This is a genomic window from Streptomyces sp. JLBT605 (genome assembly GCF_058215555.1).
Window position 1 is genome coordinate 6,046,261 of sequence record NZ_CM177087.1, and the last position, 13,668, is coordinate 6,059,928.

Below are 13,668 nucleotides of genomic sequence, written 5' to 3' on the forward strand. Positions count from 1 at the left end.
GCCCGGTGGTTCAGCCGCCGCCCTGCTCGCGCTGCTGCTCGTCGTCGACGATCTCGGCGTCCACGACCTCCTCGTCCGTCCCCGACGGCCCGCCGCCGGAAGCCGGGCCGGTGGCCGGGCCCGGGGTCTGCGCCGCCCCCGCCTGGGCGTAGATGGCGGTGCCGATCTTCTGCGCGGCCACCGCGGCCTTCTCGGTCGCCGCCCGGATGGCAGCGGTGTCCTCGCCCTTCAGCCGCTCCTTCAACTCCGTCAGCGCCGCCTCGACCTCGGTCCTGATGTCACCGGCGATCTTGTCCCCGCTGTCCTGCAGGAGCCGCTCGGTCTGGTAGACGAGCTGCTCGGCCTGGTTGCGGGTCTCGGCCTCCTCCCGCCTGCGCCGGTCCTCCTCGGCGTGCTGCTCGGCCTCCCGGACCATGCGGTCGATGTCGTCCTTGGGCAGGGCCGAACCGCCGGTGACGGTCATCTTCTGCTCCTTGCCCGTGCCCAGGTCCTTGGCGGAGACGTGCATGATGCCGTTGGCGTCGATGTCGAAGGCGACCTCGATCTGCGGGACACCGCGCGGGGCCGGGGCCAGACCGGTCAGCTCGAACATGCCGAGCTTCTTGTTGTACGCCGCGATCTCCCGCTCGCCCTGGTAGACCTGCACCGAGACCGACGGCTGGTTGTCGTCGGCGGTGGTGAACACCTCCGAGCGCCTGGTCGGGATCGTGGTGTTGCGCTCGATCAGCTTGGTCATGATGCCGCCCTTGGTCTCGATGCCCAGCGACAGCGGGGTCACGTCGAGCAGCAGGACGTCCTTGACCTCACCCTTGAGCACACCGGCCTGCAGCGCCGCGCCGACGGCCACCACCTCGTCCGGGTTCACGCCCTTGTGCGGGTCCTTGCCGGTCAGCTCCTTCACCAGGTCGGTCACCGCGGGCATCCGCGTCGAACCACCCACCAGGATCACGTGGTCGATGTCGGAGACCTCGATCCTGGCGTCCTTGATCGCGTTGTGGAACGGCGCCGTGCAGCGCTCCAGCAGGTCCGCGGTGAGCTGCTGGAACTGGGCGCGGGTGAGCTTCTCCTCCAGGTGCAGCGGGCCCTCGGGCGAGGCGCTGATGTACGGCAGGTTGATGGTGGTCTCGGTGGCGGCCGACAGCTCGATCTTCGCCCGCTCGGCCGCCTCGCGCAGCCGCTGGGTGGCCATCTTGTCCTTCGACAGGTCCACCCCGTAGCCGTCCTTGAACCGCTTGACCAGGTGGTCCACGATCCGCTGGTCCCAGTCGTCGCCGCCGAGCCGGGTGTCGCCGTTGGTGGACTTCACCTCGACCACACCCTCGCCGATCTCCAGCAGCGACACGTCGAAGGTCCCGCCGCCCAGGTCGAAGACGAGGATCGTCTGGTCGTTCTCCTTGTCCAGCCCGTAGGCGAGCGCCGCGGCCGTCGGCTCGTTGATGATCCGCAGCACCTTCAGCCCGGCGATCTCACCGGCCTCCTTGGTGGCGGTGCGCTGCGCGTCGTTGAAGTACGCGGGCACCGTGATCACCGCGTCCGTCACCTGCTCACCGAGGTACGCCTCGGCGTCCCGCTTCAGCTTCTGCAGCACCCGGGCCGAGATCTCCTGGGCGGCGTAGTGCTTGCCGTCGATGTCGCCGGTCTCCGGGAAGCGCCACCCGGTATCGCCCATGTGCCGCTTGACCGAACGGGCGGTGCGCTCCACGTTCGTCACCGCCTGGCGCTTGGCGATCTCGCCGACCAGGACGTCACCGCCCTTGGCGAAGGCCACCACCGACGGGGTCGTCCGGGCGCCCTCGTTGCTGGAGATGACCGTGGGCTCGCCGCCCTCCAACACGCTCACCACGGAGTTCGTGGTGCCGAGGTCAATACCGACTGCGCGTGCCATGTCCCTACTCCCTCCTCCACCTCCGCGTCGGCGTGACCGCCTCCACCCGACTCCCACTGGCCTTCCTGACTTCTGTAATAAAACCTGAGTCGACCATTGTCAAAGCTGGGGGTCTGGGCGGGTTGCGGATGGGTTTCGGACGGCACCGCGCGGCACGAGGCAACCCCTGGTGATCAGTCACCGTCTCCCCGGAGTGGGGGAGCTCCCGGAGATCTCCGGGGTGCTTGGGCAGGGCTGATGACAAGGAGGACCACCTTGATCCGTGTCCCGCGCATGGTGACCGCCACCGCGGCGGTGCTCGCGCTGGCGGCGGGGACGCCCGGTTTGGCACACGCGTCGCCGGAGTCGGCGGACGGGAGCCGAGCCGCCGGACCACGGCTGTCGGCACCACCGGGGAACCCCGGCGGCACCCTTCCGGCCGGCTGGCAGATCACCGGCACCGGCGCCGGCAGGCAGCTGGTGTGGCGCTCGCCCGACCCGGTACCCGTGGGCGACGCGCGCGTAGAGTTCTACGCCGGGGACCGGCTGCTGGGCCGGCCGACCGCCGACGGCGACCGGCGCGGCTTCCGGCTGGCGCTCGGCGACGCGCGGCTCGGGCCCGAGACGGAGCTGAAGGTGCTGGCCGGCGGGCGCCGCCTGGACGCGGCCGGGGCCGCCCGGACCCCGCACCCGCTGCGCCCCGGCACGCCACCCCGGCTGCCGGCCCTCCCGCCAGCAGGCGAGGTCGACCCCGGCGTCCCGGGCCACTACCGCACCACCAGCGGCGAGTACGACCTGAAGTCGGTGAAGCTGCCCGGCTTCCGCGCCCCGGTGGAGATGCGCGCCACCGTGGTGGCGCCCACCGACGCCCCCGGCCGCCGGCCGCTGGCGCTGTTCCTGCACGGCCGCCACTACACCTGCTTCAACGCCCGTGGCAGCGAGGACATCGGCTGGCCCTGCAAGAACGGCATGCGGCCGGTGCCGAGCTACCGCGGCTATCTCAAGGACCAGAAACTCCTGGCCTCCCAGGGCTATGTGACGGTGTCGATCTCCGCCAACGGCATCAACGGGCAGGACGAGACCGCGGTGGACGGCGGCGCGCAGGCCCGCTCGTCCCTGGTGCGGCAGCACCTCGCCCACTGGGCCCAGTGGGCCGCCGACCTGTCCGGCGCGCCGAAGGCCGTGCGCGAGTCCGCCCCCGCCGACCTGGACCGCGTGCTCCTCGTCGGCCACTCCCGGGGCGGGGAGGGCGTCAACCGGGCCGCGCTCGACAGCCTCAACCAGCCGCCCGCGGACGAGGACGGCTACCACGGCCCGGTGCGCTGGAACATCCGCGGCAACGTGCTGATAGGCCCCACCCTCTTCGGGCAGAACCCGGTGCCCGACGTGCCCTCCATGACCATCCTGCCGGGCTGCGACGGCGACGTCTCCGATCTGCAGGGCCAGATCTACGTCGACGGCACGCGCGGCGTCAGCCGCGGCACCGCCCTGCACAGCGCGGTCTACGTCAACGGCGCCAACCACAACTTCTTCAACACCGAGTGGACGCCGGGCAAGTCGACCGCGCCGGCCGAGGACGACTGGGGCAACGACGAGCCGGACGCGGTCTGCAAGCGGGGCACCAGGACCCGTCTCACCGCCGACCAGCAGCACGCCGCCGGCGCCACCTACATCGCGGCCGCGGCCCGGCTGTTCCTCGACGGCGACGACCGGGTGCGCCCGCTGCTGGACGGCTCGAACCGGCGCGCGCCCTCGGCGGACCCCGCACGGGTGGCCACCCACGCCCTCGGCGCCAACCGCACGCCGGTGATCGTCCCGGACACCTCCCTTGCCATCGACGGCGGCCGGCTGTGCCGGCAGGTGGACCGCGACCCGGCCAAGGCCTGCCTGCCGCCGGACAAGCCCGGCGCGTCGCCGCACTTCGCCGGTTGGATGGGGCCGGAACCCGCGCGGTACGCGATGGCGATGAGCTGGTCACGGCCGGGTGCCACGACGAGCATGCGCCCCGCGCGCCCGGTCTCCGTGGCAGGCGCCGAGTCACTGGCCCTGCGGCTGATCGTGCCCCCGAACACCACCGGCACCCAGGCGGACGTCACCCTCACCGACACCGCCGGGCGGAAGGCGAACCTCGGCCGGGTGCGCCTCGACGGACTGCCGGGAACCGACCGCACCACCTCCTACTGGGCGCGCGAGGCCCGCGTGCCGCTGACCGCCGCCGTCCGCGGCGGCCTGGACCTGAAGCAGGTCAAGAGCGTGGAGCTGACCTGGCGCAACCGGTCCGGGAAGGCCTGGCTGATGGACGCCTGGGGCTGGCGCCCCGGCACCCCCGAAGCCCACCCGACCGCGCTGACGCGGGTCGATGTCGGCCGGCTGACGGTCAAGGAAGGCGACTCCGGGACCCGGACCTACCGTGTCCCGGTGCGGGTGACCGGCGAGGGCGTCGGCCAGGTGCGGGTGTTCACCATCGACTCGCTCACGGGGAAGTCCACCACCCGCACGGTGACGGTCCATCCGGGCGGCCACGAACTCGACGTGCCGGTCACGGTGCGCGGCAACACCCGCTACGACCTGGACTACTCGCACGACGTCAGCGTCAAGGCGGTCCGCGGCACGGTCGTCGGCGCCTACCACGGCGGGGTGACCGCGCTGAACGACGACAAGATGCCCAAGGCCACCGTGAAGCCGGTCGCGGACCGGGTCACCGAGGGCAAGCGGCTGAGCTGGCGGGTGTCGCTCTCCCAGCCCGCCGACATGAAGATCGAGGTCCGGTTCAAGCTGCTGCCGGTGCGCGGCGGCAAGGAACTGTCCACCAAGGACGTCGACCGGCGGTGGCTGAAGGACGCCTTCGGCCAGTCGCCGAACCCGGCCCGGCCGCTGTCGAAGGTGATGGACGAGGGCGAGCCGTACCTGTACTTGGAGATCCCCGCCGGGAAGAAGAGCATCACGGTGAGCGTGCCCACCCTCAAGGACCGGGTGAGGGAGCCGGAGGAGTCGCTGCGGATGCGGCTGATCACCCTCGACGAGCACTGGATGGAGCACGACGGCCCGGTGGTCACCGGCAAGGTGAAGAACGCCGCGTAGCCCAGTTGCGGACGCAGGACGGGCCACCGCTCCCCTCGGGGCGGTGGCCCGCCCCTGTACGCGCCCCGTGGCGCCCGCTCTAAGAAGGATCTAAGAACCGCTTCTGGCAGGGTATGGACACATCCATGCCCGCTTCGGGAGGCCCCGCTGATGTCTGCCGCCGCCAAGGCCGTGCTGGTCGTCGACGACGACCCCGACGTCCGGGCCGCCGTCGTCGACGGGCTGGCCGTCGAGGGATACACCGTGCGCGAGGCCGCCGACGGGCTGACGGCCCTGTCCTCGGTGGCCGCCGAGCCGCCCGACGCCATCGTGCTGGACGTGGCCATGCCCGTGCTGGACGGGCTGGGCGTCTGCCGCAGGCTGCGCGGACTGGGCGACCGCACCCCGGTCCTGGTGCTCACCGCCCTGGACCAGATCAGCGACCGGGTGGCGGGTCTGGACGCCGGCGCCGACGACTATCTCGTCAAGCCGTTCGCGCTCGACGAGCTGCTGGCCCGGCTGCGCGCGCTGCTGCGCCGGGCCGCGCCCGACGACGCACCGCAGCAGACGGCCGACGCGGTGCTGTCCTTCGCCGACCTGACCGTGGACGCCACCAGCCGCACCGGGGTCCGCGCCGGGCGGCGGCTGGAGTTCACCCGGACCGAGTTCGCGCTGCTGGAGGTCTTCCTCCGCCACCCGGGCCAGGTGCTGCCGCGCGAGCTGATCCAGGAGCGGGTGTGGGGCGCCGACTTCGGCCCCGGCTCCAACTCGCTCGCCGTCTACATCGGCTATCTGCGCCGCAAACTGGAGGCCGGCGGCGCCCCAAGGCTGGTCCACACCGTGCACGGCATCGGCTACGAACTGGCGCAGCGGTGACCACCGCACACACCCGCCGGCCCCGCCGCCGGCTGCGGCTGCCCCGGCCCGGCCGCAGACCGCTGCGCACCCGGCTGGCCCTGATCACCTCCGCCGCCGTGGCGCTGGTGGCCCTCGGCGGCTGCGCCGCCGCGTACGCCGTCATCCGCCACGAGCTGGTGCGCCAGCTGGACCTCCAGCTCACCCAGCAGGCCACCCTCATCAGCAACGAGAAACGCGGCGAGGGACCGGGAGCACTGTACGGGGAGTGCGTCTGGCTGGCCGCCCCCGCCTGCGCGCAGATCGTCACCGAGCGCACCGGCACCCCGGGCGGCCGTGGCGGTCGGACCGGCGAGAACGCCGAAGAGCTCGTGCTGCCGGTCGGCGACGCCACCCGCCAGGTCGCGGCGGGCACCCGCGCCGCCTACTACAGCGACATCACCCTGCGCGGCCACCGGATGCGGATGCTCACCACCCCGCGGCCCGGCCGGCGCGCGCTCCAACTGGCCATCCGCTCCGACACCGTCGACCAGGGCGTCGAGCAGGCGGGCCGGCTGCTCGCCGCGGTCGGCGCCGCCGGGGTGCTGCTCGCCGCCGTCCTCGGCTACCTCGCCTCCCGCGCGGCGCTGGCCCCGGTCACCCGGCTGACCGCCACCGCCGAGCGGATCGCCGCCACCCGGGACCCCGCCCACCGCATCGAACTCCCCGCCGCGAAGGCCCGCCGCCAGGACGAAGTCACCCGGCTCGCGGACAGCTTCAACACCATGCTCGGCGAGCTGGAACAATCCGTCGCCGCCCAGCGCCGCCTGGTCGCCGACGCCTCCCACGAACTGCGCACCCCGCTCACCGCGCTGCGCACCAACGCCGAACTGCTCGCCCGCGCCGACCGGCTCAACCCCGCCCAGCGCGAACGCGCCGCCGGCGCCCTCGGCCGCCAGCTGCGCGAGGTGACCGGGCTGGTCAACGACCTGATCGAGCTGGCCAGGGACGAGGAGCCGCAGCCGCTGGTGGAGCCGCTCCGGCTGGACCGACTGGTGGCCCGCTGCGCCGAGGAGGCCCGCGGCCACTGGCCGGACACCCCCTTCGGTACCGAGCTGGAGGAGTGCGTGGTGTACGGCGTCCCGGCGCGGCTGGCCCGGCTGCTGGCCAACCTGCTCGACAACGCCGCCAAGTTCAGCCCGCCCGACGCCCCGGTCGAGGTGCGGCTGACCGCCTCCGGCCGGACCCTGGACCTGACCGTCCGCGACCACGGACCCGGCATCGCCGCCGAGGACCTGCCCTACGTCTTCGACCGCTTCTACCGCTCCCGCGCCGCCCGCGCCCTGCCCGGGTCCGGCCTCGGGCTCGCGATGGCCCGACAGATCGCCCGCGCCCACGGCGCCGAACTCACCGCCGAGCGGCCCGAGGGGGGCGGGGCCTGCTTCCGGCTGCGGTTCCCCGATGCCCGCCCCGCCCCGCCCACCGCCGCTCCGCCCGCCCAGCGCCCGGCCTGACCGGTCTCACCGGCGGGTTCCCAAGCGGCTTTCTTAGAAAGCCTCTTACCACCGCTCGTTATCAACATCCCATGAGCATCGAGACCTCATCCCACACCGCCCGTACCACCCGTGCCGCCGCCGTGGTCCTGGCGGCGACCCTGGCCTGCGTCCCCTTCGTCTCCACCGCCGAGGCCGGGCCGGCGGCCGCCGCGCCGGGGGCCTCGGCCCCGGCCCGCGTCCACGGCCACCTGGTGACCCTCCCGGTGCACGGCGGCACCGTCACCGTCGACACCACCTCGCTGCGGATCACCGCCCACACCGGCCGGGGCCGGGCCCTGGAGCTGTCCGGTCCTGCCGCCGGCCTTGCCGCCGGCCGCACCGACACCGGTCTCGGCACCCCCGGCCCGGTGACCGCCACCCGGGACGGCGCCCGCTGGAGCTATCCGGAGCGCGGGCTGACCTTCACCGCCCGCGCCGAGCGCGGCCGGCTCCGCGTCTCCGCCACCTCCACCGGCACCGCCGAGCGCAGCCTGTCCTGGCCGGTCACCGGCACCGACCGCGGCTCCTCGGCGGTACAGCTGCCGCGCGGCGAAGGACTGTCCATCCCCGTCGCCGACCGCTTCTGGAACTCCGACCGGGCCCAGCTCACCGACGCCGACATGCCCATGGAGTCGGCACTGTCACTGCCGCTGTGGGGCTACACCCTCGGCGCCCGGCAGGGCGTCAGCTACCTCGTCCCCACCGACATCGGCACCTCCCTGCGCATGACCTCCGAGCGGGGGCGGCTGCGCACCACCGCCACGCACCACTTCTCCCGCGCGGAGGGCACCACCGAGTACACCGTCACCTTCGCACTCACCGACGGCTCCCCGGCCGCCCCCGCCACCGACTACCGCGGCTGGCTCCGCGAGCACGGCCGGCTCGGCAGTCTGCGGGAGAAGATCCGCCAGGTGCCGGCCACCAAGAAACTCCTGGGCGCCTTCCACGCCTACCTGTGGGGCGACGCCCGCACCGCCGACGGCGTACGGGCCCTGCGCGCCCTCGGCGTCGACCGCATGTGGCTCGGCTACGACGCCGACGACCGGCCCATGGACGCCGCCGCCGTCACCGCGGCCAAGAAGGCCGGCTACCTGGTCGGCCCGTACGACTCCTTCGCCAACGGCCAGGACCCCAAGACCGCCGACGCCCCCACCTCCGTCTGGCCCGACCCGGTCTACCCCGGCTTCTGCGTGGAAGGCGCCGACGGCAAGCCCGTCCCCGGCTTCCACGACCGCGGCTGCTACCTGAGCACCGAGGCGTTCGAGAAGGCCGAACCCACCCGCCACTACCTCGCCGACCGCACCCGCGCGATGACCGCCAACGGCGCCGACAGCTACTTCCTCGACGTGGACGCCGCCGGCGAGCTGTTCCGCGACCACAGCGCCGCCCACCCCATGGAGAAGGGGCGCGATCGCGCCAATCGTCTCGCCCGGATGGAGCGGCTGTCCGCCGGCGATCGCCTGGTGCTGGGCTCGGAGTCCGCCGGCGCCTGGGCCAACCAGGTCCTCGCCTTCGACCACGGCTCCGGCACCCCGGTCGCCGACGGCCTGTGGAAGGCCCAGCGGGACAAGGAGAAGTGGGGCGGCTACGCACCGGCCGACGCACCCGCGGTCTTCTTCAAGCCCGCCGAACTCCCGCCGGCGGTGGCCAAGGCGATGTACGACCCCGCCTACCGCGTCCCGCTGTACGAGACCGCGCTGCACGACTCGCTGGTCAACACCGAGCGCTGGGAGCTGTCGTACGACAAGCTGCCCCGGCAGAAGACCACCCGCGCGCTGCTGGCCATGCTCTACAACACCCCGCTCAACTTCGTCCTCGACGGCGCGTCGATAAGGAAGCAGGGCGGTGAACTCGCCGCGCTGCAGAAGTACTTCGCGCCACTGCACCGCGCGGCCGGCACCGAGCCGATGACCGGATTCCGTACCCTGACCGCCGACCGGATGGTGCAGCGCACGGAGTTCGGCGACGGCACCCTCACCGTCACCGCCAACTTCGGCACCACCGCCCACGACGGACTGCCCGGCGGCTGCGTGGACGCCCGGCTCCGCGGCGAGAAGCAGCCGCGCCGGCTCTGCCCCGGCACCGTCAACCGCTGACGTCGCCTGAGGGTTGTCCTCCGCCGGCCAGGGCCGGTGAATCCCTGCTCGGGGCCGGTCGCGGCGCATGCCGGCCGCATGGCCGTGGCCGGTCCCGGGTGGGCGCTGTGGGCTCGGCTGATCATGCCCCCTACACTCGTTCACCGCTTCCCGCCGTCGGCACGGGAAGCACCCAAGGCAGCAGCCGTCTGACGAAAGGCATCCCGACGTGAGCTACGCAGCGAGAACCGACGCACCGATCTACGACAGCCTGGTCGAAGAGCGCGGTGACGTACCGGCCGAGGCCCGGCGGGTCGCCGAGCAGACCCAGCAAGAGGTCGCCTTGGCCATGGACTTCACCTCGGTGCACGCACCGCCGGCGAACCTTCCGGCAAGCCGCGGGAGGTGACGCGGGGCGGGCCGGGCGCCGCCACGACCGGTGGCGGCAGGCGGTATTCGGCGCACGTCGCGGGGAGGCGCACGCCGGACAGGCGCAGTCCGGCGACCCGGCTGTGGAAGGCGGCGCCCCGCAGCAGATGTCCCGCGACGGCGGTGGCCTGCCGACCTTCCGGGTCGGCCAGCGCACTGCCCGCCGCCCAGGCGTTGAAGGCGCCCATCGCCGGCCCGCACCACACCTGCCAGTCACCGGAGCGCTCGGCCTCACCGGAGAGGGCCCAGCGTGAGGCCATCGCCAGGTACCAGCGGAAGACCAGGGCCATCCGGTACCGCGGATCCCGCTGGGCGCGCGGCAGCTCACCGGGCTGATGAGCCTTCAGATAGGCGGCGCACTCCGCCATCACCTGCTCCACCGGGCGGCGCAGGATCCGCTCGGTGAGCACCCGGCGCTCACCGTCCGGCAGACTCTCCAGGTCGTCGTGCTCCCGGTAGAGCCGGTACAGCCGGGCGGCGTTGCCGGGGAACCGGGTTCCGCGGCCCAGCACCTGCACCTGCACGCCCTGTTCGAACATGTCCGCCGCCGGAGCCATGGTGCAGTCGGCGAGATCGGCCTGGGTCAGCAGCCGCTTCACCCCGGGTGAGGTGCCCGCTTCCACGGTGGCCTGGTTGACCGAACCGGTGACCACATAGGCCGCGCCCAGGGCGAAGGCGGCCACCATGGCGTGCGGGGTGCCGATGCCGCCCGCCGCGCCGATCCGCACCGGGACGCCGTGCGGGTGCGGGTGCTCGCGGGCGATCCGGTCGCGCGAGGCGATGAGGGCGGGCAGCAGGACGGCGAGTGGCCGGCGGTCGGTGTGCCCGCCGGAGTCCGCCTCGGCCGTGATGTCGTCGGCCATCGGCACCGTGCGGGCGAGTTCGGCCTGCTCGGCGGAGACCAGACCCCGGGCCTGGAGCTCGGCGACGATCTCCCGGGGCGCCGGGCGCAGGAACAGCTCGGCGGTCTGCGGACGGGACACCTTCGCGATCAGCCGGTGCCCGGCCCGGACCCCGGTGACGGGGTCGCGGCGCAGCCCGGCGACCCGGTAGCGCACCAGGTCCTCGGTGAGCTGGACGAACGCGGACGCCTCCACACAGCGCACCCGGTGGCGCAGGCACGCGTCGACACACGCCCGCTCCATATCCGGCGCGAGCGGGCTGTGGATGAGGTTGCAGGCGTACGGGGTCTCGCTCGCCCCCAGCTCGCGCTCCAGGCGTCCCAGGGCCTGGTCGATCCGGTCCTCGGGCAGCCCGGCGGAGCCGAAGGAGGCGAGGTGCCCGGCGCGGGCCAGCGCGGTGACCAGCTCCACCGAGGCGATGCCGCCCGCCATCGCCCCGGCCATGTGGGCGTGGCGGACGCCGTGATGGCGCCGGAAGTCCGCGGATCCCAGCTGCCCGGGGGTGAGCGGACCGACGGCGGCCAGCAGACCGGCCCCGGAGCCCGGCGCGGGCGGCTGGTGGGTGGCGCCCACCCGGCCCTGGACGCTGACGATGTAACAGGGGCGGTCGAGCGCGGAGAGCACCGCGTACAGCCCCTCCGGGTCGTGCCGCACGGCCGCCGCCGTCACCGGGACCCCGCCGCGGGTCCGGCCTGCACGGCGATGTTCTCGACGTGGTAGATGCGCAGATCGTCGCGGTACACGCTGCCGTCGGCACGGATCAGGACCCGGTCACCGTCCCGGCGAACCTCGCGGACGTGCACCTCGCCGCGCACCCGCCGGTGATCGCGGAGGATCTGCCCCCGGTAGGACCACCGCAGCTCCTCGCCGACGGCGATGGACCAGCGCGGGGACGGCAGATGGTCCAGCAGGCCGCTGTGCAGCGCGTAGGCGTACGCGGCCCGGCAGAGCATCTCCACCCCGGCCGAGCCCGGCATCACCGGATCCCGGAAGAAGTGCTGCTCGAAGTACCAGTCGTCCGGGCGCACCGGCTTGTCGCACAGCAGGTACCCGGCACCGTGCTCGCCCCCGCCGGGGACCAGGACGACGTCCTCCAGCAGCGCCATCCGGCCCCGGCCCAGCCGCGCGTCCTGCCGCAGATCCAGCCGGCGCACGTCGGCCGGGGCGGGGGAGTGGCGGTCCAGCCAGGGCGGGACGCGGCGGCCGCCGTCCATGCCCTGCTGCTGGGCCAGCGGTTCCGGGGTGAAGTAGCCGTGGACCGCCTCGCCGGTGTGGAAGGGCTCGCCGCCGGTGGACAGCGTGAAGCCGTAGCGGTGCAGGATGCCGCCGGGCAGGGCGGTGTGCGAGGTGAGGGTGACCCGCTGCTCGACCGTCGCGCCGCGCAGGTCCACCTCGCGCAGCAGCCGGCCGCCGCCCTCGAGGTTGCGGCAGACCAGCTCCTGATCGGGGTACTCCCCGTGGACGCCGAGCGAGCCCCCGAACATGCCCGCCGGCTGGAGTGCCATCTCCATCAGCGCCAGCTGCGGGAGTACGCCGCCGGACTCGCGCAGGTACCAGGGGTCTTCGGGCACGTCGTACTCGTAGACGCACCAGCTGCCGGTCGGGTACTCCCGCCAGGCACCGACCTCTCCCTGACGGCAGCGATCGATCATGAGCAGATCACCGCGTGGCAGCCGGGGGCGGACCGGTGCCGTGATGGGCGCGTCGCGGGAGCCCGTGGCCAGTTCGTTGAGCTCGCCCTCGGCGGCGATGGCAACCTGCACCTCATGGGCGGCCGCCCACCCTCCCGCGGCGCTGCGGCGGCAGCTCACCCGGCCCGGGGCCATGCTCAGATCGTTCCCGGGCGCCTCCCGGAGCGCGATGCCCACGTCGCGTACCCGGGCGACCAGGCGGTCGCCCACGCTCACCCGGCAGTCCGCCACCAGAAACGGCCGCGGCACCATGCCGGCGTCGGTCACCTCCACCTCCAGACGCACGGTGGCGCCCCTGAGCGCCGCGCCGTCGACCACCTCGACCAGGAAGGGGCGGTCGGTCAGCGGGACGGCCCGTGCACCCGGCAGGCACAGATGCGTGCCGCGGTGGAACGCGTGGATCCGCAGCAGCTCGGTGGTGGCTGTGACCAGCGGCGGCCACGCGCCGGTGCGCTCTTCGACGGCCGGCTGGGCGGTGGCGCGCAGCATCCCGTGGGCGTACCGGCCGCCGCCGGGCTCGATACGGGTCACCTCGTCCAGCAAGCGGGCGGGCCAGGGGGCCGGGAGCGCGTCGGGTGGCAGCCCACGCTGGTCGAAGGCGGTGCCGAACACCTCGGCGAACTCGCCGGCGGCCAGGGCGTCCAGCTCGGCGGCGGAGAGCCGGTCCACCGAGGTGCGGGCCACCGGACGGGGGTCGCGCGGGAAGCGGGGTACCGGTCTTGCCGGCCAGGCCGCGCCCTGCGGATGCCGGGCGAGCGTGGCGATCAGCCGGTCGCCGTCGCGGACCTGCCACGCGGGCGGGGTGGTGGCGGGGGCTGGGTCCACGCGCAGCGCCGTGGGCCGCTCCGGGGCAGTGCCGAGCCAGGTCACCACGGTGGCGTCGCCCGGGCCGGTGGCGCTGTCGCGCAGCGCGGTCGCCGCCGCGGCGAGGACGGCCGCCGCTCCGTCGAAGACCTCCCGCTGCCCGGCCGCCGGCGGCCCACCGGCATGCACGCCGACCGGGCGCCGTGCCGCCTCGGCGGCGGCCCGGTGGGGTGCCGTGCGGGCGATCTGCCAGGCTCTGATGGCCTGATGGGCGTCGAGCACGGCGGCGTGGGCTCGCTGGAGCTGGTCGGCCATCCGGACGGGCAGCGTCGCCGGGACTGTGCTGCGGGGATCCGGGGGGCCGAGGGCAGCGCCACCAGGGGGTGCGGCCGCCGGCCCGGTCGGCCGGGGATCAGGCGGGGCGGTGAGATCGCCGAGCGGAGTTCCCTCGAAGGCGAGTTCGTCCATCACCGT

The 13,668-nt window shown here is 73.9% G+C and carries 8 protein-coding genes; 5 read left to right on the forward strand and 3 right to left on the reverse strand.

The genetic code is table 11. The features are described 5' to 3' along the window. Positions 1-10: 10 nt before the first annotated feature. Positions 11-1,885, reverse strand: coding sequence for a molecular chaperone DnaK (gene dnaK, locus AC4BDD_RS26495; protein WP_490687967.1), 1,875 nt, complete (start codon positions 1,883-1,885; stop codon positions 11-13). A gap of 255 nt (positions 1,886-2,140) precedes the next feature. On the opposite strand from dnaK, the gene AC4BDD_RS26500 reads away from it, so the two are divergent. From AC4BDD_RS26500 to AC4BDD_RS26520, 5 genes are all read left to right on the forward strand, one after another. Continuing rightward, positions 2,141-4,945: an alpha/beta hydrolase gene (locus tag AC4BDD_RS26500; protein WP_490687968.1), complete on the forward strand. Its 2,805-nt coding sequence runs from the start codon at positions 2,141-2,143 to the stop codon at positions 4,943-4,945. 150 nt (positions 4,946-5,095) lie between these two features. Next, a complete protein-coding gene (locus tag AC4BDD_RS26505; protein WP_490687969.1) occupies positions 5,096-5,800 on the forward strand; it encodes a response regulator transcription factor in 705 nt (234 codons plus the stop codon). A gap of 62 nt (positions 5,801-5,862) precedes the next feature. Next, positions 5,863-7,272, forward strand: a complete 1,410-nt coding sequence (locus tag AC4BDD_RS26510) for a sensor histidine kinase (RefSeq protein ID WP_490691946.1) — start codon at positions 5,863-5,865, stop codon at positions 7,270-7,272. A gap of 71 nt (positions 7,273-7,343) precedes the next feature. After that, complete coding sequence (locus tag AC4BDD_RS26515; protein WP_490687970.1) at positions 7,344-9,389, forward strand: glycoside hydrolase; 2,046 nt, start codon at positions 7,344-7,346, stop codon at positions 9,387-9,389. A gap of 208 nt (positions 9,390-9,597) precedes the next feature. Next, entirely contained in the window at positions 9,598-9,777 is a 180-nt protein-coding gene (locus AC4BDD_RS26520; RefSeq protein ID WP_490687971.1) for a hypothetical protein, read from the forward strand. Here the strand turns inward: AC4BDD_RS26520 and AC4BDD_RS26525 are convergent. Both AC4BDD_RS26525 and AC4BDD_RS26530 read right to left on the reverse strand, forming a co-directional pair. Further along, positions 9,725-11,368 carry a PfaD family polyunsaturated fatty acid/polyketide biosynthesis protein gene (locus AC4BDD_RS26525; RefSeq protein WP_490687972.1) on the reverse strand — a complete coding sequence of 548 codons (1,644 nt, stop codon included), beginning with the start codon at positions 11,366-11,368 and terminating at the stop codon, positions 9,725-9,727. The two genes, AC4BDD_RS26520 and AC4BDD_RS26525, sit on opposite strands and share 53 nt — an antisense overlap. After that, positions 11,365-13,662 (reverse strand): hotdog family protein, encoded by a 2,298-nt coding sequence (locus AC4BDD_RS26530; RefSeq protein ID WP_490687973.1) that lies wholly within the window; start codon positions 13,660-13,662, stop codon positions 11,365-11,367. The genes AC4BDD_RS26525 and AC4BDD_RS26530 overlap by 4 nt, the downstream gene beginning before the upstream one ends. Between the last annotated feature and the right edge of the window lie 6 nt (positions 13,663-13,668).

What these genes read in the sequence shown, in the direction of transcription:
- AC4BDD_RS26515 (WP_490687970.1), top strand. Translation starts at nt 7,344, where the DNA reads ATGAGCATCGAGACCTCATCCCACACCGCCCGTACCACCCGTGCCGCC.
- dnaK (WP_490687967.1), bottom strand. Translation starts at nt 1,885, where the DNA reads ATGGCACGCGCAGTCGGTATTGACCTCGGCACCACGAACTCCGTGGTG.
- AC4BDD_RS26530 (WP_490687973.1), bottom strand. Translation starts at nt 13,662, where the DNA reads ATGGACGAACTCGCCTTCGAGGGAACTCCGCTCGGCGATCTCACCGCC.
- AC4BDD_RS26505 (WP_490687969.1), top strand. Translation starts at nt 5,096, where the DNA reads ATGTCTGCCGCCGCCAAGGCCGTGCTGGTCGTCGACGACGACCCCGAC.